At 55.8% G+C, this 20069-nt stretch carries 20 protein-coding genes; 7 read left to right on the forward strand and 13 right to left on the reverse strand.

What is annotated here, in order from left to right:
* The gene (locus IQ254_RS33750) at window positions 1–96 is read left to right on the forward strand and encodes a transposase (protein WP_369011301.1); all 96 of its coding nucleotides are present in this window, start codon (window positions 1–3) and stop codon (window positions 94–96) included.
* 1241 nt (window positions 97–1337) lie between these two features.
* On the opposite strand, the gene IQ254_RS20750 is transcribed toward IQ254_RS33750, so the two are convergent.
* The 8 genes from IQ254_RS20750 to IQ254_RS20780 all read right to left on the reverse strand — a co-directional run bounded on the left by IQ254_RS20750 (window position 1338) and on the right by IQ254_RS20780 (window position 6731).
* Window positions 1338–1898, reverse strand: a complete 561-nt coding sequence (locus IQ254_RS20750; RefSeq protein ID WP_193968066.1) for a cysteine hydrolase family protein — start codon at window positions 1896–1898, stop codon at window positions 1338–1340.
* A gap of 856 nt (window positions 1899–2754) precedes the next feature.
* On the reverse strand, window positions 2755–3039 hold the full coding sequence (locus IQ254_RS33755; protein WP_369011353.1) for a GNAT family N-acetyltransferase: 285 nt from the start codon (window positions 3037–3039) through the stop codon (window positions 2755–2757).
* Between the two features lie 12 nt (window positions 3040–3051).
* Window positions 3052–3306, reverse strand: coding sequence for a hypothetical protein (locus IQ254_RS31705; protein WP_228040941.1), 255 nt, complete (start codon window positions 3304–3306; stop codon window positions 3052–3054).
* A 171-nt stretch (window positions 3307–3477) separates the two neighbouring features.
* A complete protein-coding gene (locus tag IQ254_RS20760) occupies window positions 3478–3819 on the reverse strand; it encodes a DUF2442 domain-containing protein (RefSeq protein ID WP_193968067.1) in 342 nt (113 codons plus the stop codon).
* Complete coding sequence (locus IQ254_RS20765) at window positions 3800–4036, reverse strand: DUF4160 domain-containing protein (RefSeq protein ID WP_193968068.1); 237 nt, start codon at window positions 4034–4036, stop codon at window positions 3800–3802. Before IQ254_RS20765 ends, IQ254_RS20760 begins: the two co-directional genes overlap by 20 nt.
* Before the next feature lie 353 nt (window positions 4037–4389).
* Entirely contained in the window at window positions 4390–4731 is a 342-nt protein-coding gene (locus IQ254_RS33760) for a cupin domain-containing protein (RefSeq protein ID WP_193968069.1), read from the reverse strand.
* 39 nt (window positions 4732–4770) lie between these two features.
* Window positions 4771–5331, reverse strand: a complete 561-nt coding sequence (locus tag IQ254_RS20775) for a GNAT family N-acetyltransferase (protein ID WP_193968070.1) — start codon at window positions 5329–5331, stop codon at window positions 4771–4773.
* A 134-nt stretch (window positions 5332–5465) separates the two neighbouring features.
* Window positions 5466–6731 carry a glycosyltransferase gene (locus tag IQ254_RS20780; protein ID WP_193968071.1) on the reverse strand — a complete coding sequence of 422 codons (1266 nt, stop codon included), beginning with the start codon at window positions 6729–6731 and terminating at the stop codon, window positions 5466–5468.
* Between the two features lie 448 nt (window positions 6732–7179).
* Between IQ254_RS20780 and IQ254_RS33765 the strand changes: the two genes are divergently transcribed.
* From IQ254_RS33765 to IQ254_RS20800, 5 genes are all read left to right on the forward strand, one after another.
* Window positions 7180–7263 carry a hypothetical protein gene (locus IQ254_RS33765; RefSeq protein WP_369011354.1) on the forward strand — a complete coding sequence of 28 codons (84 nt, stop codon included), beginning with the start codon at window positions 7180–7182 and terminating at the stop codon, window positions 7261–7263.
* Window positions 7264–7487: 224 nt separating this feature from the next.
* Window positions 7488–9266 carry an ABC transporter ATP-binding protein gene (locus IQ254_RS20785; RefSeq protein WP_193968072.1) on the forward strand — a complete coding sequence of 593 codons (1779 nt, stop codon included), beginning with the start codon at window positions 7488–7490 and terminating at the stop codon, window positions 9264–9266.
* A gap of 100 nt (window positions 9267–9366) precedes the next feature.
* Window positions 9367–9543 (forward strand): hypothetical protein, encoded by a 177-nt coding sequence (locus IQ254_RS20790; RefSeq protein WP_193968073.1) that lies wholly within the window; start codon window positions 9367–9369, stop codon window positions 9541–9543.
* Window positions 9544–9573: 30 nt separating this feature from the next.
* Entirely contained in the window at window positions 9574–10569 is a 996-nt protein-coding gene (locus tag IQ254_RS20795; RefSeq protein WP_193968074.1) for an aldo/keto reductase, read from the forward strand.
* A 226-nt stretch (window positions 10570–10795) separates the two neighbouring features.
* Entirely contained in the window at window positions 10796–10960 is a 165-nt protein-coding gene (locus tag IQ254_RS20800; RefSeq protein ID WP_193968075.1) for a DUF1328 domain-containing protein, read from the forward strand.
* A gap of 149 nt (window positions 10961–11109) precedes the next feature.
* On the opposite strand, the gene IQ254_RS20805 is transcribed toward IQ254_RS20800, so the two are convergent.
* The 3 genes from IQ254_RS20805 to IQ254_RS20815 all read right to left on the reverse strand — a co-directional run bounded on the left by IQ254_RS20805 (window position 11110) and on the right by IQ254_RS20815 (window position 16699).
* Complete coding sequence (locus IQ254_RS20805) at window positions 11110–12531, reverse strand: glycosyltransferase family 2 protein (protein WP_228040943.1); 1422 nt, start codon at window positions 12529–12531, stop codon at window positions 11110–11112.
* Between the two features lie 389 nt (window positions 12532–12920).
* On the reverse strand, window positions 12921–14888 hold the full coding sequence (locus IQ254_RS20810; protein WP_193968077.1) for a DUF3685 domain-containing protein: 1968 nt from the start codon (window positions 14886–14888) through the stop codon (window positions 12921–12923).
* Window positions 14885–16699: a hypothetical protein gene (locus IQ254_RS20815; protein WP_193968078.1), complete on the reverse strand. Its 1815-nt coding sequence runs from the start codon at window positions 16697–16699 to the stop codon at window positions 14885–14887. The genes IQ254_RS20810 and IQ254_RS20815 overlap by 4 nt, the downstream gene beginning before the upstream one ends.
* A gap of 232 nt (window positions 16700–16931) precedes the next feature.
* Between IQ254_RS20815 and IQ254_RS20820 the strand changes: the two genes are divergently transcribed.
* Complete coding sequence (locus tag IQ254_RS20820) at window positions 16932–17654, forward strand: pentapeptide repeat-containing protein (protein WP_193968079.1); 723 nt, start codon at window positions 16932–16934, stop codon at window positions 17652–17654.
* A 54-nt stretch (window positions 17655–17708) separates the two neighbouring features.
* On the opposite strand, the gene IQ254_RS20825 is transcribed toward IQ254_RS20820, so the two are convergent.
* Together IQ254_RS20825 and IQ254_RS20830 are read right to left on the reverse strand one after the other, a co-directional pair.
* On the reverse strand, window positions 17709–19061 hold the full coding sequence (locus tag IQ254_RS20825) for an OB-fold nucleic acid binding domain-containing protein (RefSeq protein WP_193968080.1): 1353 nt from the start codon (window positions 19059–19061) through the stop codon (window positions 17709–17711).
* 47 nt (window positions 19062–19108) lie between these two features.
* Entirely contained in the window at window positions 19109–19873 is a 765-nt protein-coding gene (locus IQ254_RS20830) for a Uma2 family endonuclease (protein ID WP_193968081.1), read from the reverse strand.
* Between the last annotated feature and the right edge of the window lie 196 nt (window positions 19874–20069).

The following is a 20069-nucleotide window of genomic DNA, read 5'->3' on the forward strand; positions in this document are numbered from 1 at the left end:
ATCAACAATCGAATTAAGTTGATTAAGCGCCAAGCTTATGGGTTTGTAAACTTTGAGAATTTCCGTAAGCGCTTGCTAGCTTGCTTTTCTGATTAGAAAAACTTATCACCATGCTGCCGGAAGAACCGTCATACTTGATTTATCAAGCTAAATTTTCATGGATGAGTTCAGGCGTCCGGATGAAAACTGGATTATTTATCACTATTTTGAGCAAACCATAGAATAGAAAGTTTTATATGATCGCACCTATGCCCCAGGCACTATGGGGGACAAGGCTGTCGGGTAAAGGAAGGGGTTTTAGATATAGCCCCCTCCCTCCCCTCAGAACCGTACATACAACTTTCACCGTACACGGCTCAAGCAATGTCTTGAGATTCAGTGTCTCCGATTCTTAACAACCCTTACGAATTGTCCTGACGGTTACGTTTGCAAACCGAAGCCTGCACCTAACTTTTCCCGCCAGTTGAGTCTCATCTCACCTGCATTCAAGCTATCACCTGTCCCACGTCTGCACCCTTTCGGGTTAGGCCTGTGCCCTATCTGCCCCGTTATGGATTCCGGTTACCTTTCGGTTGGCAGCATAAGGGCTTCGCCCACGCTTCGCGAACGCGTCTTGGGACATCCTGTGCCCGCTAGAGGGTTCTACCTCAGTTACCTTCGGTCTACCTGACCATGACGGCATGTCCAGGACTCTATCGGGGCTGCCTCGTTCCGCACGGGGTGGAGATGTGGTTGCCTTAGAACTCCTCTTTACTCCGGGGGCGGGGTGTTCTCAATCGACATTTAGCCGCTGCCGATTCCCATCCGCCCCAACATGCTCGTGTCAGCCCTTTCGAGCACCTAAATTAACGAAGCCTCATCAAGGATTCATTTGCATTATCCCTAGCCACCTTGCCCTAGCCCTCTGACCTGGTTTGGCTCCAAGCTGGTTGGACAGTTAACCTCGTCTGCTGATACTGCCCTCCCATTACTGGTTGAACATTCCGAGGCGGACATCCGCTTGAACACTAGCGGGGAAAGGATTCAAGAGCCCTTTCCAACTCCCCCGAACGACTTCGAGTCGCGCGTCTAACGTTCCGGTTGAGCAGCAGCAGATCGACCACAACGACAGACGAAAAGACTCTCAATTGTCCGCTCCAACCGGGTTGTTATGCCGTTTTTTACGATCAACTCTCCGTACATCGATCAATCTCAGCTTTGTATTGAGCGATCACATTGATGACAGGCGATCACCCACCCAAATCTCACACTAAAAACCAAAATATTGATGAATAAAGAACTAGCATCGCTGGCGGGCTAACGTTCGATCTGAGCCGCGCGCGGGGTTAGGCTGCAACCTACGACGCTCCAAAGCTGACCTCTTTGGCCAACGCTACACAGTTGACTCGACCAGGGTAGGAGAGCCAACGCATGGCCGCGTTCAGATCGTCAATGGCCATGCGAGCCTCTACGACACGATCCGGGGCAAGCTCCATATCCACGGTCGTGTGGGCATCACTCAGCAGTGTGACATCAAAGCCTCTTTCAAGGGCTGCGTACGCGGTAGCGCGAATGCACCAATTTGTAGCTGCACCGGCCAAGTAGATGTGCGAGACCTCCATCTTGTCCAGTACCTCAAGCAGTTCTGTGCCCTCAAAGGCAGAGTTGAAGTTCTTGTAGACGCGAGTCTCATCAAGCTCCAGCCCCAGTTCGGGCACCCACTGCCACTCTGGGGAATCGCGCTTCAGTTGCTCGTCGTCATGCTGAACCCAGACGACAGGCACGTCGGCTGCGCGAGCGCGGGAAACAGCCAGCGCGACGTTGCCGACGATCCGGTCACGTTCCCAAACGGAAGATACAACACCGACTTGCACGTCGACAACGAGAAGAATTGACTTTGAACCGGGTCGTGTGGACATGTAGTTGTTTCCTGATCCTTGGTGACAGCGCGGTCTTGTTTTGCGGCATAACGGTGAAGTTGTGCGGCGGCAGATAACCTTGAATACCCACCGATAATACCTGTTCCGCCCGCACCAACGCAGTGTGTACGCCCAGCATGGGCGTGAACTCATGGGGTGAAAGTCCCCTGTCGGAGAACCAGCGTCTAAATGCTCGAAAATTATAGGAGCCGAGCGACGACAACGACTAGCTTAAGGCAAGGGCGTTTCCGCGAGGAAGGGTCTGAAGGAAGCCAGCGGCAAAACTGCGAGCCGACGGACAGAAACGTCATAGAAGGCCGAGTCTCTGGGGCGAGTTGGCACAACACAATAAAGCCCTATGGTTCAGGAGATACGGTAAATGACGCGGTTGTGCAGGGAAAGTTCACGTTCTTATCTGGGGAGGTCTGCTCCTTTGACCGTCATTGAGGCTACGGGAGTCTGACTGAGGTCTACCTGGAAACGGGTAGGTGGCCACAGAACCCTAAGGACTTGAGGATGGCCCAACGGTTGGCAACAAGCGTTGACGGGGGTAGAAGTCAGCCGAGGCCATAGTAGCCAAACGCCAGTCTGTAATGGGCCGGACTCTGGTGTTGGGCTGAACCATGGAAAGCAGAGAGGATCCACCGGGGCTCGTTCTGAGCGATGAACCCGAACGGGGGAGCTATAGGAACGGCGCTTAATGGTGTAGCCAACTCTGGGGGTCGAAAGCCGAGAAGGTTTTGACTTCTAAAACTTTCTGAGGAACCGCCCTGTGCGGACGCTTGCAGGGTGGTGTGGGAGGGGGGATTCGTGAGGATTCTCCCTATCCCGATTATGCGGCGTCAATCTACAGTAATTAAACAGGGCGTTCCCAAGGTTCACTATACTGCCGATATCCAACCCGCTTGAACGCAGAAATCATTGGCACATTAGCAACTGCTGTATCACAAAATACTTGCCAAACTCCAACTTCTTGTAATGTCCGTGTTCCTTGCGCCAAAAGATCATTTGCAAAGCCAAGCCCTCGGTACTCAGGCAAAACTCCAAGGTAGTAGATGGTTCCCTCTTCTAAATCCTCTTTAGCACTTCCGTTGAAAATGACCGGAAGAACAAAGCCTACGATATCCCCATTTTCATTAATTCCAAACTGCCACTATCCAGGTTGATATGAAAAATCCTCTCTGGCTGAATCTAAAAACCCCTCAACCGCTGCATAAAGATCATTCTCTGATGCTCTTTTCTGATCGCTGGCATCTAGTGATGAAGCCATTACACTTCTAACGGCTGAAACTAACTGGTCGTCGTACCTTGCGGTCACTGGTGCAAAAGTCAATCGAGGTGAAACTTCAATCAACGGTTTCGGTTCTTCCCAGACGAAGGGCACTTTCAGAAAGGTTTGCTGACTCATAGGCAATTGCAGCAAAAATCTGTGAACTTTGTCCAAATATACTAAGTATTTTTTGTCTAGCTTCTAAATGATCGCACATAACTTTCAAGCTACCGTCCTAACTAGCGATTCAGCGGCATAACGGCTCAAATCAGCGGCAGCAGATAACCTTCAACCCAACGACAAAGGCTCTTAACCGTCCGCTGCATTTGAATTGTTAGCCTGCTCATCCTGTGAAGAAGTGCCTCGCATCGACAGCCAACGTTCAAAAGAGCTATGGCTTTCACCACTTTTTTTACCTGCTAGCAAACCTTCAATACCAATATGTTCGTCTAAATCAACCCACTCAATCGCATAACCATCTGCTAAGAGTTGCCAGTTTTGCCGCTCCTTTTGGGATGCTTTTAGCAAACGAGGATACCAAGACAAGGGAACTATTAAACTGCGTCCATCGACCAAGCCTACTATTAAACTTTCATCGGTCACGCTGACGTGTACTGCAAGGGGTTCTGTTTCAAGCGTCAAAGTAGTCATGCCAAGCCTCCAACAGTGTTTGTTCGTGTTCCTCCACTAGCTGAGAAATATCGTTCAATTCGTGGTCTTTAAATCCTCGATTCTTTGCCAAAGAAACAGAATCAAGCCAAAACTTAGCTAGCTGCCGATCACGCTTCACATGGATATGAGCAGGTTCGCCTCTATCAGAGCTGAAAAAGATAAAACTGTATGGGCCAACCTGCAGAATCGTAGGCATTAGTGAGGATGCTGCTATCTTTCTCCAGTTTAACCTGTAACTACATTTGGAAGGTAGTGCTCTCTGTAGTGGTTTTCGATGGATGTAGCACAGATGAAGCCTTTCTGAATAGGCGTTTCAGGCATATGGCCGTAGTTACACCAACGAACCACTATAGTCGTCTTGCAAGCTTTGCTCTATGACCGGACTCACGACGGTTTGATTCTGGACTCCAGCAGATGAGATTGATGAACGCCACCACGGATAGTCTTGCGGGCTAACGATTTAGCTAAGCGTCGGCTTTGGAGCACAACAGAAAAGCTGTCCGCAGGAGGACCGGCAGGGCCGGAGCGAACTTGAGCGACTTGTTATGCTCATGCTTCAATACGATCACCATGACTTGGCGGCGTTGACGTTACAACAAAATGCAGCTCAATCTGACCATCATTTCTTAATTGATGGGGAGTATTGCGGGGAACGCGGAAGCCCTGGTGTTCAGTGAGCTGAAAAGCCTCACCATTAACCTCCAATGTGGCACAACCAGAAAGAACGAAGAAGAATTGTTCCGATTCTCGATGCAGGTGCCTCGTTTCGCTACATCCGGGAGGAACACGCTCTTGGATGATACTCAAAGCTGGTGATTTGACTAAGTGCCACCCATCACACCCTACCCCCCACTGATAGTGCTCGGAATTTATCTTGGATACTACTTTCACTTTTCCTCCTAGAGCATAACGACGAGGTGAGAGTTGCGTTTAGCGATCCGTCTCGACCGCCTTGTTAGCCAAATTAAAAGGGTAGCGGACATCTGTGACCTGGACAAAATATCCAGGAACCAAAGGGCTCACTTTTTCGGCACCGTCCAACCGAAAACCAACTGCTTCATAAAAGCTTCGAGCAGATGGCAAAGCCGTCCAAAGCGTTGCCTCACTGAATCCTCGCTTCTCAAGCCCACGCAATGCAGCGCCAGTCAGCTTTCGGCCAATACCGCCCCGCTGCTGATCGGGAGAAACGTAGAGGGCATATATCTCTCCCGTAGCCTTTTGGAGCCTTTCATCATCATGTGTAAGGCCCGAGCTCACAAAACCGACGACCTGTCCATCAAGCTCGGCGACAAAAACGTCGACCTTATCGTTCGCCAAAACCTTGCGCCACATTTCCTGGCGTTTGACGTGTGCTTGAGGTGCAGAAAGCTTCGAGAGAACCGGCGCTGGCACAAGTCCTCTGTACGCTGCCTGCTTTGATGCGACATGTACTACAGAAATTACTTCAGCGTCTGCCACCACGGCTTTTCTTATTGAAGCACTACCACTCATAAAAACTTCCGGTTTCGGCTGACACAAGGCTAACGGCAAAGCTCACCGGACGCAGAGCACCTTTGCATCTCACCGATAACCTTGATACGTTCCGGTGCAGCGACGTGTTGGGCTGCTGGCGCTCACGGTGAGATTTAGGCAGCTTTAAGTTGTTTTTCAATCGCATCACATGCTACTTTCACCCCATCTTCTGCTCGGATAATAGCTCCAACTTCTGCGGCTCTAGCTGCATAATTAGGATTTTCTAGTAATTCACCCAACTGCTTGGCAACTCGTTTTGCTACATATTGTTTGCGAGAAACCGTTAGCGAAGTTCCCAGGCGTTCAACTCTAGCTGCATTGTCCGGTTGATCAATACTGTAAGGCATCACAATCGTTGGACGACCTGCCTGTAATGCCTGAGCCGTTGTGCCAATGCCGCCTTGATGAACGATCGCACAAGCCCGCGAAAAAAGTTGCGAGTAAGGTGCATAGTTCACCGAAATAATGCTGTCTGAAAGATTGGCTGGCGGCACATTCTTGCCAATCAACAACACAGCGCGGCGATTTAAGCGTTTTGCTGCTTTGATACTTTCCTCATAGAATTGCCCTGGAGCCATGACTGCGGCTGACCCTAAAGTAAATACAATCGGTGGCTCACCCATGTCCAGAAATTGATCTAGTTCCAGTGAGAGTTGTGCGCCACCTTCACTCCCATCATAGAAAGGAAAACCTGTAAGTACCGTATTTGCAGCCCAATCAGGCTGAGGCTTAGCCAGTACTGACGAAAACATTGCTAGCACAAGATAAGGAGAATATTTATCATCAATCAATGGGTTGCCTTTCAGGGGAGGTAATCCCATCTCCTGTCGTAATTGATGAACAGGGTTTGCCCAAGATTTTGTCAAAACTTTGCCGAGTTGCCGAATCCCTCGCTGGGCTATGGAATTCAAGCCTGGTAGCTGGAAAATAGCTGGTAATCCCGGTGTGATCGATGGATCATTAGCAGAAAGAAAACCCAAAGGTGACAGCATCGTTAGCACCCAGGGAATTCCTAATTTTTCTGCCACTAATCGGGCTGCAAACACACCTTCACCATTGATGATGAGATCGGCATTTTTCGCAGCTTCCATCAAGTCAGTATATGTTTCATGCAAGCTCGCACAAACCCAATTTCTAACAACATACTCCGTACCTGTCTTCAAATTCATCATCCGCGCCATCTCTTGAGGATCGTTGAGCGCGGTGTTGTCAGGGCGCATTCGATGAAACCCAAATCCTAGAGCTTCAATTTTGTGCTGATACTCCTTATGAGTCGCAAATACCACATCGTGCCCCCGATGACGCAACTCAAACGCGATCGCAATTTTGGGATGTAGATCCCCGAAAGAGCCAATGGTGGTTAAAACAATTCGACTCATGGATTTATCTCTTGGTCAGCAATCTTCTTTTGGATGGGATTGCTTGATTCTAAACCTCCACTGCCCCACCAGGAAAATCAAAGTGCTGTCCCCTGCAAGATTTGAAGCCGCCCAACAACCTTATTAGAGAGAAAGTTTCCGTATATTATCCCTGTCAGGGTAGATAGGCAGAAAGTTTCGGTATATCTACCTCAATTCGCCAGATCGCGAGAAAGTTTCCGTATATTATCCGGATCTGGGTGGATAGGCAGAAACTTTCCGCATATTTTAGCTATAGTATATATCAACTATAGAGTAGTATTTATCACATGCCGTACCGATGGCACATGAGCCTTTCCTCCAGAAGAGGCTCAAAAAGCTGCTAGACCAGGTGTATGAGGCCATGCGGCTAAAGCATTATGCTTACCGTATAGAAGAAACCTATATCCAGTGAATTAGGCGATACATCCTGTTTCACCACAAGCGACATCCCAAAGAGATGGGGCGGCCTGAGATTGAAGCTTTTTTGAATGCAGCGGCATCATTGGCATGAGAGTGGAATTCAAACAGTCGTCAAGCAAGCCGTGCGGCAAACAGGAATTGCTAAGCAGGTCGGTTGCCATAGGTTTCGCCATGGCTTGCTCACCCAACCTGTGCTGATCGAGTAGGTCTACTCTTCCCAAAAATCGCGGGCTGGCTGATCGCCAAAATCCTGTCAACCCTAACAGGTACCTGGTCTCTGGGCGCTACACTTGAGCTTTTGCAGTCAGGGTATCTATGACCACGTTTCAGTCGGTACGGCATCCCTTGAGGCGGCTGTTGCGCTATGGGCGCAGCTACCGACCGCAGATCTGGGGCGCGATCGCCAATTCGATTCTCAACACCATCTTTGATCTGGCCCCGCCCTACCTGATCGGCATTGCCATCGACGTGGTGACCAATAACGAAAGCTCGCTGATTGCCCGTACGGGCATTATCAGCATTTCCGGTCAGCTGGGGGTGCTGTCGGCGCTGACGTTTTTGGTCTGGAGCCTGGAGTCGCTGACCCAGTACATCTACGCCAGCCTGTGGCGCAACCTGGCTCAAAATCTCCAGCACGATCTGCGCATCGACACCTACAGCCACCTGCAGAGCCAGGATCTCAGCTACTTTGAAGACCGCAGCACTGGCGACCTGCTGTCGATTCTCAACGACGACATCAACCAGCTAGAGCGGTTTTTGAACACGGGCGTTCACAACCTGCTGCGGTTTTTTACGACGGTGTTGTGGGTGGGCACCACGTTTTTGGTGCTGGCACCGGGGGTGTCGTGGTTTGCGATGCTGCCGATTCCCTTTGTGCTGTGGGGGTCGCTCGCCTTTCAGCGCCGGCTGGCCCCCCGCTACGCCCAGGTGCGCGACAAGGCGGGGTTGATTAGCGGGCGGCTGGCGAACAACCTCTCGGGCATTGCCACCATCAAGAGCTTTACCGCCGAGGCTTACGAATACGATCGCGTCACCCAAGACAGCGATGCCTATCGCTATGCCAACCGTCGGGCGATCGCCCTCAGTGCTGCCTTCATTCCCCTGATTCGGATTGTGATTTTGGTGGGCTTTACCGCCATGCTGTTCCTCGGCGGTATGGCGGTGGCCAACGGCACCCTGTCGGCGGGCACCTACGGGTTTATGGTGTTCATCGTGCAGCGGCTGCTGTGGCCGTTTACCCAGCTCAGCGAAATTATGGATGAGTACCAGCGGGCGATGGCCTCGGTGCGGCGGGTGATGGGCATAGTCGATACCCCGGTGGAGCTAATTCCCGGTCGCAACCCGCTGCCGGTGGAGCAGGTGCAGGGCGACGTGCGCTTTGACAATGTCACCTTTGCTTACCACGACCGTCAGCCCGTGCTGAGGGATCTCTCGCTGCATATTCCCGCCGGGCAGAGCATTGGCGTTGTCGGGGCCACCGGCTCGGGCAAGAGCACTCTGGTGAAGCTGCTGCTGCGCTTTTACGAACCCCAGCAGGGCCGCATTTTGGTGGATGGCCAGGAAATTCAAGACCTGCTGCCCCGCGATCTGCGCCGCTGCATAGGTCTGGTTAGCCAGGATGTGTTTTTGTTTTCGGGTACCGTGGCGGAGAATATCGCCTACGGCACCTTTGACGCGACACCGGATGAAATTCTCCACGCGGCCAAGCTGGCGGAGGCCCACGAGTTTATCGTACAGCTGCCCCAGGGCTACGACACCATTGTGGGTGAGCGGGGACAAAAGCTCTCGGGGGGCCAGCGGCAGCGGCTGGCGATCGCCCGCGCCATTCTCAAAGACCCGCCGATTTTGGTGCTGGATGAGGCCACCTCGGCGGTGGACAACGAGACCGAGGCGGCGATCCAGCGATCGCTGGCGGTGATTACCCAAAACCGGACGACCCTGGCGATCGCCCACCGCCTCTCCACCATTCGGCACTGCCATTGTATCTACGTGATGGCCCAGGGGGAAATCGTCGAACGGGGCCGCCACGAGGACTTGCTAGATCTCAATGGCATCTACGCCAGCCTGTGGCGAGTGCAGTCGGGCTTGCGATAGCTAGCCTGGTAAGGCTGTCGCTACAGCATGTACGAAAGCGGTTTTAAGGCCCGGTGCAGCTCGGCGACTTTTCAGAGCCAAATTTAGAGGTGCAGGAGCGGTGCCTATACCTGTTTCGGTCGCCAGAGGCGGGGGGCTGGTTGCGGGTTATTTGCGGGCTCTGACTCAGCATTTGGGCTTGTCACTGGGCGATCGCGCCTGTTTGGCGGCACCCGGCGCGCAAACTGCCGCCCCGGCAATTGAACGGATAGAGTCAGGGTTGTCTGACCTGGAATAATAGGGATTGCCCTTTCCCTGTGAGTCACCTATGCCCGCTCCTACCGTAGATGCCCCAACGCCTTTGACTCTGCCCGAGATGGGCTGCGGCACCTGGGCCTGGGGCAACCAGCTGCTGTGGGGCTACGACCAGAGCATGGATGGCGACTTACAGCAGGTCTTCAACCACTGCCTCAGCCACGGGGTAACGCTATTCGACAGCGGCGACTCCTACGGCACCGGGCGACTCAATGGCCGCAGCGAAACCTTGCTGGGGCAATTCGCTCAAGATTACGACGGGCCCCATCGGGAAAACCTCTGTCTGGCCACGAAACTGGCTGCCTACCCGTGGCGGCTCACCCCTGGTTTGGTGGTAAAAGCTGGGGCGGCCTCGGTGCGACGTCTGGGAAGGCCCATCGACCTGGTGCAAATGCATTGGTCAACTGCTAATTACGCCCCCTGGCAGGAGGGGCCATTCCTCGACGGGCTGGCGGATCTCTGCGTTCAAGGGCAGGCGAGGGCGATTGGCCTATCGAACTTTGGCCCCAAACGGCTAAAGCTGGCCCACCAGCGCTTTCAGGAACGCGGCCTAAGCATCGCCACGCTCCAGGTACAGTATTCGCTGCTGTCGACCTACCCGGTCAGCGAGCTGGGGCTGAAGGATCTCTGCGATCAGCTAGGCATTCGCCTGATTGCCTACAGCCCGCTGGCCCTGGGCCTGTTGACCGGTAAATACTCGGCCCCAGGGCCCTACCCAGCGGGCCTGCGGGGAGTTCTGTTTCGCCAGCTGCGGCCGCGCATTCAGCCGCTGTTGGATACCCTGGGCGCGATCGCCACCCAACGCCAAAAAACCTCAGCCCAGGTGGCGCTCAACTGGTGCATTTGCCAAGGCACTATCCCCATTCCGGGGGCCAAAACCCTGGTTCAGGCCGAGCAAAACACCGCTGCCCTGGGCTGGCGACTGGATGCTGGGGAAGTGGAAGAGCTGGATCGGGCGGCTCAGAGCAGCGATCGCCAGATGGTGCAAAATATTTTTCAGTCGCGCTAAATTACTCGTCACTGCCCTAACGGCATGACTGGCATTCTGGCCGAGAAATCGGGTTTCTGTACCGGCGTTCTAGACCTATCCAATGGCTAAGGTCAGGATCTTTTTTCTATGTCTAAAGCCGGAGATCAAGAGCAGCCAGTCGGAAGATGTGTCGGTAGCCACAACTCTTGATACTGGTGAAGTTAGTTGATAGAACTACCGCCGATTTCCACTTTAGGAGAACCCCATGTTACGTTACGCATTGATTTTTTTGGTTGTGGCTTTGATCGCCGCATTCTTTGGTTTTAGCGGTATTGCTGCCGGTGCGGCTGGTATTGCTAAAATTTTGTTTTATGTCTTTTTAGCGGTCTTTGTAGTGTCTTTGATTATGAATCTTCTCCAGCGTGCCTAGGGCAATTCTTCGGATAGGGTTGCGGGCCAGACTGGAAAAAGCTATCTGTTTCCATAGCGTGTAAGCATCATCTAACCGATGGTTAGGCACCTCGTCAATCAGAGGTGACTGTTCCCAGGTGGCCTTATCCATTGCCCTTCCAGCAGAGTTCACTTCGCGCTGCGCTGCGCCACCATCCACCGATTGGGTTTACTCTTGGTGCGAGCAGTCACGTGCCAGACTCGGCTGCCGGAGAGGTGGTTGACTACCGCTACCATGCCAATCAGCGCCTTGAACCAAAAATAGATGGGCGACAGAAAACAGTACAGCACACCATGGCGACGGGTATAGATAGACCCTTCGGGGCGCAGCATCATCGCCACCGCGACCTGTAGCAGGGCGCTCAGGGTCAGTAGGCCCATGAGCACCAGGTTGAGGGTTTCAAAGTTGAGGTCGCGATTGCTGCTGCTCAGGTGAATGCTGAGCAGCATTGGCACCACCTGCCATACCAAGGGATAAAAAAACTGGCTAAAGAGCAGCATCAGCACCCAGCAGGTTTTTTGTACGACATCGAGGTGGGGCGACCGTAGCACCTGACCCAGGTGTAGGCCTGCCACCTCCAGCCAGCCCTGACCCCACCGCTGACGCTGAAGCCACAGGCTCTGTAGGTTGTCGGGAGCGAGTTCTGTCGTCACAATAGCTGGGTCATGCACCAGACGACAGCCCTTGAGCAAGCCCCGCACCGTGACATCGATATCTTCGGTAAGGCGGGTGGGGTGAAAGCCCAACCGGCGCAGCACCGAGGTGCGCCAATAGCCGTTGGAGCCGCCAAACAGGGCCGTATCGGCCAGCAGCGATCGCCCGTAGTGGCCCACCCCATAGATGCACTCAAATTCCACCGCAATCAGCTGGGTCAGCCAGCTGTCTCTGGCATTGCGAATGATATTGCGTCCCTGCACCATGTCATAGCGTCCCTGGTAGAGCCAGGCCCAAGCTCGACTCAGGCAGTCTGGGGCGGGATGGTGGTCGGCATCAAAAATGCCCGTCATGTCTCCCTGGGCCACCTGGAGAGCTGCGTTTAGGTTTTCGGCCTTAGAGTGGCTGTGGGGTACAGGCAACAGCACCAGAGCCGGATGTCGCCCCGCCAAAGCCTGCAGACGACGTTCTACCGGCAGTGAGGTAGGCGTATTGTAGGCCAGAATGATTTCCCACCCCTGGGTGGGCGGTGTCACCTGAAATAGCCAGTGGCGCAGGGTGTCTTCAATAATGTATTGCTCGTTAGGCAAGTAGGCCGCCACAATTACCGAGACAAAAGGCAACGCCACCTGGGGCGAGAGTTCTGGGGTCAATACCGCCCGCTCAGTCGATCGCCAGGGTCGTAGGGTGCTGCTGAGCCGCTGCAACATGCCTCGATTGATCCAGGGGTTAGGGCGAAAACAGCTGTAGACCACAACAGCGGTTTCGGCATTGATTACCACCAAGCCAATCAATGAGATCGCCAACAAAGCCCCCTGCAATAGCTCCAGGCTATAGCCTTGATTCAGCACCGCCAGGTAGATTCCCAGAGGCAGCCACAGGAGCCAGATGCTCAACCAAACCAGATGTCTTACCCCAGTTAGCAAAGGCCCTGCGGGTCGCACCAAGCTCAACTTCATAGGCGTTGATTAACTCCCTGTAGATTGGGTACAAGCAGCCCGGGCACGCGCGTCAGTGGTTGACGTTATTTCCTGGGCTACCCCTGCGTCTAGCCCCCCTTAACTCATCAGCGAGAATCGATAGCCCAGGCCACCGTCTGGTCCAACAGAAACCATCCCACAAATATCTTGAGGCAGCAGGCGATCAGGTCATACCTGCTGATTGTCCCAAAAAGAAAGCGAGTTTTGTGTGAACTCACCGGGCGATCGCCCTGGTTCCGATAATTTTCGCCGTAATCTACGCCGGGGCATGGGGGCATGCAGCGCTTCGTCATTATAGATTGCCATCATAGATTGCCATCCTGGCGATCGCGGCGATAGCCAGCGTTGCGCCAGCCACCGCCTACCCCGCGCAAAATGCCCCGGCCAATCAGCCCAATGCCCCGACCAATCACATCGGTCAGCACATACACAATGCCGCTGCCCACCAGAGAGACCGCCGAGCGAAACCGAGGTGCCACCGCATCGCGGGTCTCCACCGCCAGGGTCACGGCCCGCTGTAACCCTGAGAGTTGCTCCAGCTCGTCGCGCCGGGGCGAGTAGATCAGCTGAGACTGAATACCGCGTTCGGTAACGCCAAACAGCCGATACTGGCTCTCAAAAATAGCTCGGGGTTCGTTGATCAGCCCGTCCCATCGATAGCGCCAGGACAGATCGTTGCGAAAGCGCTCGATATCGCGGCTGGTCATCATGCGGCGCTGGTAGAGGTTCTTTTTGAGCAACTCCACATCGGCAAAATTGTTGAGTAGTGGCTGTATCACGGCGTTGGCCAGCTGAATCAGCAGGTGTTCTAGCAATTCTTGGCTGCGGGCCAGCGCGGCTGGGGCCGTGGCCTCGTAGATGCCGCCGTCTACAATCACCGATTCGTTAAACAGCAAATGTCCCAGCAGCATCGGCACCAGGGGAATGCGATCGAGAATGGCGGCCTGTACCACCTCGGCTTCGGCCAGCAGGGTCGGCACGACGGGCTGCTCAACGTTGTTCACCGGCAAGGTGTAGTAGCGGCCAAAGTAGTCGGTGATGGTGGCTTCCCACACATCTCGTAGCACTAGCGGACTTTTCTCCGGCAGCTGCCCCGGCGGTACGTCTGCCTGGCGCAGGTTGTCGAGGGCGTCTTCAAATTTGCGCAAGACCAGATAAAACAGCTCGCGCTTGCGATCGGCGCGCAGAATGTCGGTTTCGAGGGGAATGCCGCTGGTGTTGTCGAGCCCCCCCTGAAGCTGGCGAAAGACCCCCTCAAACACCAGGGTAGCCAGGTCACCTAAGGCGACGGGCAGACGGTTCCCCACTGCGACAGCCAGGGCATCGTCGGGCCAACCGGTCTTTTGGCCCCCCGACACGGGCGATCTAGGGGGTATGCTGCCACCCTGGACAAGGTCGCGGGTCGGCAGATCAGGGCGTATGCTGCGGTCAGAGCGCCCCGATGCTGACTGCCCCGGGTCTAGAACAGCGGGGGTAGCCAACAGCCGCCGCATCAGCCAGCGCGCCGCCCTCAATTCTCGGTAGCGCCCGGCCAACACGGCCTCCGCAACCAGAGAGCCTCTCCCCCGCCGCCGCTCGGCTTCAATCTGCGCCATCATGGCCTCAATTTGCTGCACCGACGACCGCCGCAGGTTTATCCGCAGGGTTGTCAATAGGCCGGGAGCCAAGGCCGTCGCGTCGTCTGCCGGTTGGAAAGCGGGCTGCCGCTGCCCTGGTCTGACGCTCTCAGTATTGGGCGGCGGACTGCCAGACGATCGCCCCGTCCGGGCCAGCTGCTGAATCAGCCGATCGAGATCGGCCACGGCCATACTCCTAGCCCCAAACCCATCGGCCCCCATCTGCCGGGCCGCCGCTGCCATCACCGGCTCAGCCTGAGCGCTGAGCACCAATATGGGTAGAGCCGGGTAGCGGGCCTTGAGGTCAACACAGAGGCGCAGCCCCGGCAGTTGATCGGGCTGCCCCATCCCCAGGCCTAAGTCCAAAATGACCAGATCGACAGCGAGTTGGGGAGGGTCGTCTGGAGCAGCCCAGGCCTCGGCCCAGTCGGGCGACGACTCGGGAGTCCAATCTGGGGATGGGCCAGAGGATGGGCCAGAGGATGAGCCTGTCTGCGTCCCGGTGCCCTGCCTGGCTAATAGAGCCAGGGCTGCTTCGGCCTGGCTAGCTTCGGCGACCACCCGATACCCAGCCGTTTGCTCCAGCCAGATCCGCAGCCCCATCCGAAAAACGGGGTCTTCGTCGACCAGCATCAGGCGCAGGGAGGGTGCCGTCATTCTGACTCTGCCGCTGGAGCGCTATCGTCGCCAGCCCCATCTCTGCCTTCGGCTTCCCAGATCGACCAGATATAGGCTCGCTCAGCCTTCCACAGGGCGATCGCAGCCTTGGCTTCGGCGTAGAGGGCCCGCCCAGGGGCGATTTTCTCGGCCAGGCTAATCGCCGCCGACAGGCTACCGCCGTAGGCCAGATCCTTGGCTTCATCTAGAATGGGCTTGTCTTCGGCAATCTGAAGGGTGGTCGTCCACTCTTGAATCAAATCCTGAGCCCGACTGTGGAGGGCGCGGCCCGGCTCGATTTTTTGGGCTTCGGCGATCGCTTCAGTCAGCTTGCCATCGTTGGCTAGAGCCACCGCCGCATCGAGCATGGGTCGGTCTTCGATCACCTGAATCTCTTGCTGCCACTCAGCCACCAGGGTCTGGGCCTCGACTCGCAGGGCACGGCCTAGCTCAACTTCTCCGGCTTTTGCGATCGCGGTTTCGAGGGCCGCAATCGTGCCCGGTCGAGCCAGACGGCGAGCCTCGGTCAACGTCGGTCGGTCTTCGATGCGCTGAATGTTGGCCCGCCACTGGGCCACCAAAGTCTGCCCCTGAATCCGCCGGGGGCGACCGATCTCGACCTGCTGGGCCTGATCAATAGCCCACTCGTAGGTGGTGCGCTGTCCTAGTCGGGCTACCATATCGCTAAACTTCAGCCGCCTTAAATCTTCGAGCTGGCTTTGCCACTGCTCTGTCGAGGATAGGTCAGCCGCCGCGTAGGGACTGTTCGCCGGGAGCTGATCGATGGCTGCGATCGCGCCCATTAGCGCCAGCATATGGCCATAGCGGGGTGCTAACCCCTCACCAGAGGGCTCAGCCTCGCTCACCAGCCGCTGGGCCTGGGCCAAGTTCACCAGTTCCCGGGCGCTGCCGCTGAGGTGAGGGCCAGGGGGCACCACGCGGGCCAGTTCTAGTGCCCCAGTGCGATCGCCCACCTGCCAACGCTGCAGCGCCACCTCGATCACAGTCTTGCTCCAGAGATCGACATCTTTTTCAGCCGCGATCCAGACCTGACTGCGCAGATCAATAGCCCGAGCCAGCACCATCGCCTGACGTAGATTCTCAATCTGATTGGTATTTGCCAAGGTACGGGCCTGCAACAGCTGATCCCAGCCCTGCTTTTCGGTCTGAAGCTGCCGTTGCCAAAATACGTACCGAGTCGTCAGCCAGTAGTCACTCTTGAGGCGCTTAAACTCTTGTAGGTAGGTCTTAGCTAGCTCCCAATCGCTAGCAGCCAGGGCGGGCTTGAGCTGCGCCTCGATCGCCCGGCCCTGCTGCCAGTCTTGCTGCCACTCAAAGATCACCGACTGAGCCGGTTTGCGCAGGGGCGTATTGAGCGGAATCTCCGCCGCCAGATCAACGGCATCGTCGAGCTTGCCCTCCTGGGCCCAGCGATTGGCCAGCACCAGAATCTGCTCTGAAGCATCCTTCAGAATTTCCTGGGAGTCGTCGTACTGGGCATGGGTCTTAGGCCAGTTAGCCGTCAGCAACACCGACTGCACCAGGTTATTGGGTTCCCCAGTGCGGGCCTGGGCCTTGGCGCAGTACAACAGATCACTGGAGGAGTGAAAGGGCGTAATCTGGTCGCAATCGGGCAGTGGCGGAATCCGGGTCAGCCAGATCAGCGCCCAGCCGCAAAACACTCCCGAGCCACCCAGCAACAGTACCCACAGCGTCACCCATACCCATTCCCAGGGCTTAACCTGAAGACTCGGCCCAGGACGCTGCCGCCGACGAGAACTAAGGGACGAAGTAGCCGATGTGGATGCCATACGGTCAAACTACCGAGAGCGAACAGTAGAATTAAGACTGTCTAGGGGTCAGAGCCATGCTCTAGCAGCTCATCTCCCCGCCCAGGGCAACGCCTAGGGCTAGAGATGCTGACACATTGTAGAAGCAATCTCTAGACTTGATCGTAGATTCTTGAGTCTAAAATTTTTGAGACGGCAAACTATGGCGCGCTGCACAATCAAACACCCCAGTATTAGGCCCCGGCAGCTCGCGATGGGTCTTGCTGCTTTGCTGGGGTTGGCAGCCGCACCGGGGGTTGCCAACGATTCACTGCGGCAGTTTCTGATCAGCCGCACCTGCGTCGCCTGCAACCTCAGCGGCACTGTCCTAGCGGGAGCCAACCTGGAGAACGCTGACCTCACCAACGCCAACTTGGCCGGGGCCAATCTCAGCCAGACTCGGCTATTGAGAGCCCAGATGACCCAAATCGACCTGAGTCAGGCCAATCTCCACCAGACGATACTGAGCGAAGCCGATCTCTCAGAGGCCAACCTGGCGGGAGCCGACTTGAGTGAGGCCATTCTCACCCGCGCTCGCCTGGTGAATGCCAGCGCCCCCCACGTCAACCTAGAGAACGCCGAAGCCCGTAACAGCAACTGGTATGGTAGCGACCTGAGCAACAGCCACCTAGATGGGGCAATCTTTCACCAGGCCAGTCTGTCAGCCACTGACCTGAGCAACACCACGCTGACGGCTGGCAGATTTTACCGAGCCGACTTTATTGGCGCTCAGCTCACCGGGGCCGACTTTACCGGAGCCGACCTGCGAGAAGCGCTGATTCGCGATGCCCAAGTGGACGGCACCAACTTTACCGATGCCGATCTGCTGGGGGCCAATCTGCGCCGTACCGACCTCAGCACCGCCCGCTTGTGCAATACCCGCATGGCCAATGGGGAGATCAATAATGACGACTGCCCCAATCCTAGCCAGCCTTAATGGAGGTTGCCCCGAGGTAGGTGGCGGCTCCGCATCCCCATGCCCTGCCTAACCCTAGGCACTAATCAACGGCGTGGCCTTGGCTTGGAAATTGGCATTGACTAAAGCCGTTACCGCCGCCTCGGGGTCTTTGACCCGAAACTGCGCCCCCAGCCGCACAAACTGGCGCTGCTGATTGGCGCCAATCACCGCAATCACAGGCACACGGGCATATTTTGGGTCATCTCCCTGGTTGTTGCGAATCACGTTGCGCAGCCGGTGCTGTTGCTCAATATCCCCGGCCAGGCGCGGATCGAGCTCGACCATCACCATGCGCACATCTTCAATCGATTCGGCATCGTCGATGATGAACTGGACGCGATCGTCGCGGCGATCGACCTTGCCCCAGATCATCAGCCGCTTGTCGGCGACGATGTGCTGGCTAATGCGCTCAAAGGATTTGGGAAACACCACCGCTTCAGCCTGACCCGTCAGGTCTTCGAGCTGGACGATCGCCATCCGGTCGCCCTTTTTCGTAATCACCGGCTTTACCCCGGCGAGAATGACGATCGCGCTCAGGGTCACATTGTCGGGCTGCTCGTGCAGCTCCGCCAGATTAATCGGAGCCAACACCCGGGCCGGTCGTTGCACCGATTTGAGGGGATGATCGGAAATATAGAAGCCCAGCAGCTCTTTCTCCTGGCGGAGCTTCTCTTGGGCTTCAAAGTCGGCCACTAGAGGCGCTTTGGGGGCAGTTTCATAGCCGCTGGCTGGGGATGCGACCTCAGTATCACCGCCCCCCAGCATCATATCGAACAGATTACCCTGGCCGATCTCGCGATCCTTGGCCCGGCTCTGGGCCCAGTCGATCACCAGCTCCAGGTCTTGCATCAGCTGGTTGCGGTTAGGGTCAATTGTATCAAGGGCACCACTGAGAATCAGCGCTTCCAGGGCGCGGCGGTTGACGGCGTGGAGATCGACGCGATCGCACAGTTCCGCCAGCGACTTAAACGGCCCCTCTGCTTCGCGGTTTTTGAGAATGCACTCGATCGCCCCCAGGCCGACGTTGCGCACCGCTGACAGGCCAAACAAAATGCTCTGGCCCTCGGGGGTGAAATCGACCAGCGATCGGTTGACGTCGGGCGGCAGTACCTCAATGCCCATGGCAATGCAGTTGGCGATGTGCATCTGCACTTTGTCCTGGTCGCCGCTGTTGGAGGTCAGCAGCGCCGCCATATATTCCACGGGGTAGTTGGCCTTCAGGTAGGCGGTCTGAAAAGTGACAAACCCGTAGGCGGTGGAGTGCGACTTGTTGAAGCAGTTAGAGGCTACCTGGCCATCGGCCAGCAAAAAGTTGTGGTCGTGGGCCACCCCAATGTCGTAGACGGGCTGCACTCCTAAAGATTGACGACTAACGACTTTAACCACGACTAGACCTCGTTATAAGACTCTCTACCTAGACTCCAGGCTGGATCTTAGGCTTCTGGCTCAACGCCTAACGCCCTCAACTGAGCCGCTAACCGCTCGGCCCGCTGAGACTCCTGCTCGGCCCGCTGAGACTCCTGCTCGGCCCGCTGAGACTCCTGCTCGGCTGGGGTCAACATCCACTGCTGGTCGCGATTATACCAGCGCAGCCACAGGCGGTTTATACCCTGGTACTCGCCTTCCCAAAGGCCCAGTCCCAGCTCCGCATCCTCTAGCCAGATCCTCTGACCTTCCATGGGTAAGGGCTGATAGCGGGTCATCATTAGGCCAAAGGCCTGTAGCTCGTTAGTGTAGCGGTTAAAGACGATGTAGTAGGGAACCCGTAAAATTTGCTCATAGACCGTCCACTTATTAGGAGGCTGGCGGGCGTCGCGCAGCGTGCGACCCAGGTCCTCGGCTTCGGTACCCGGCGAAAGCAGCTCTATGACCACAAACGGATTTACGCCCTCCTGCCAGGTGACATAGCTCAGGCGCAGATCGCGCTCTTCGTAGAGGCGAGATACCCCCAGTACGCCAAACCAGTCAGGGCGCTTGTACCACTGCGTGTGGTTAGCGTCGTAATAGAGGTTAAGATCGCTAGCCGTAAAAATCTGATCGGCGGAGTAGGTGGGCGGGCGAAAGGTCAGGCGTAGTAGCTCGGGCTGGAGCAGGTGAAATTCGTCGGGCAAACCGGGCTCCTCCGGGTTCTCACTGGGGAGGTCATACATGGTGGGCAGGGTAGCTTTGGCAGGCTGTGGCGGATTAGTTTGGTACATGATGCCTACACCAGGTTTGTAAAACAGTGTTCACAGGACAGAGCAACATAGAAGAATTCTACTCTGGTACTGGGCAGTCCTAAGTTCTTGATTGGATTTCTAGGCCGCCAAGTCAGGTGCACCAGCGCTGGGGCAGGAGTCTAGCTTAGCGGCGATGAATTTAGACAAAAGTAGAGTGGGCGGACTGTTGGGAAAA

The sequence above is a fragment of the Nodosilinea sp. LEGE 07088 genome, from assembly GCF_015207395.1.
GTDB lineage: Bacteria > Cyanobacteriota > Cyanobacteriia > Phormidesmidales > Phormidesmidaceae > Nodosilinea.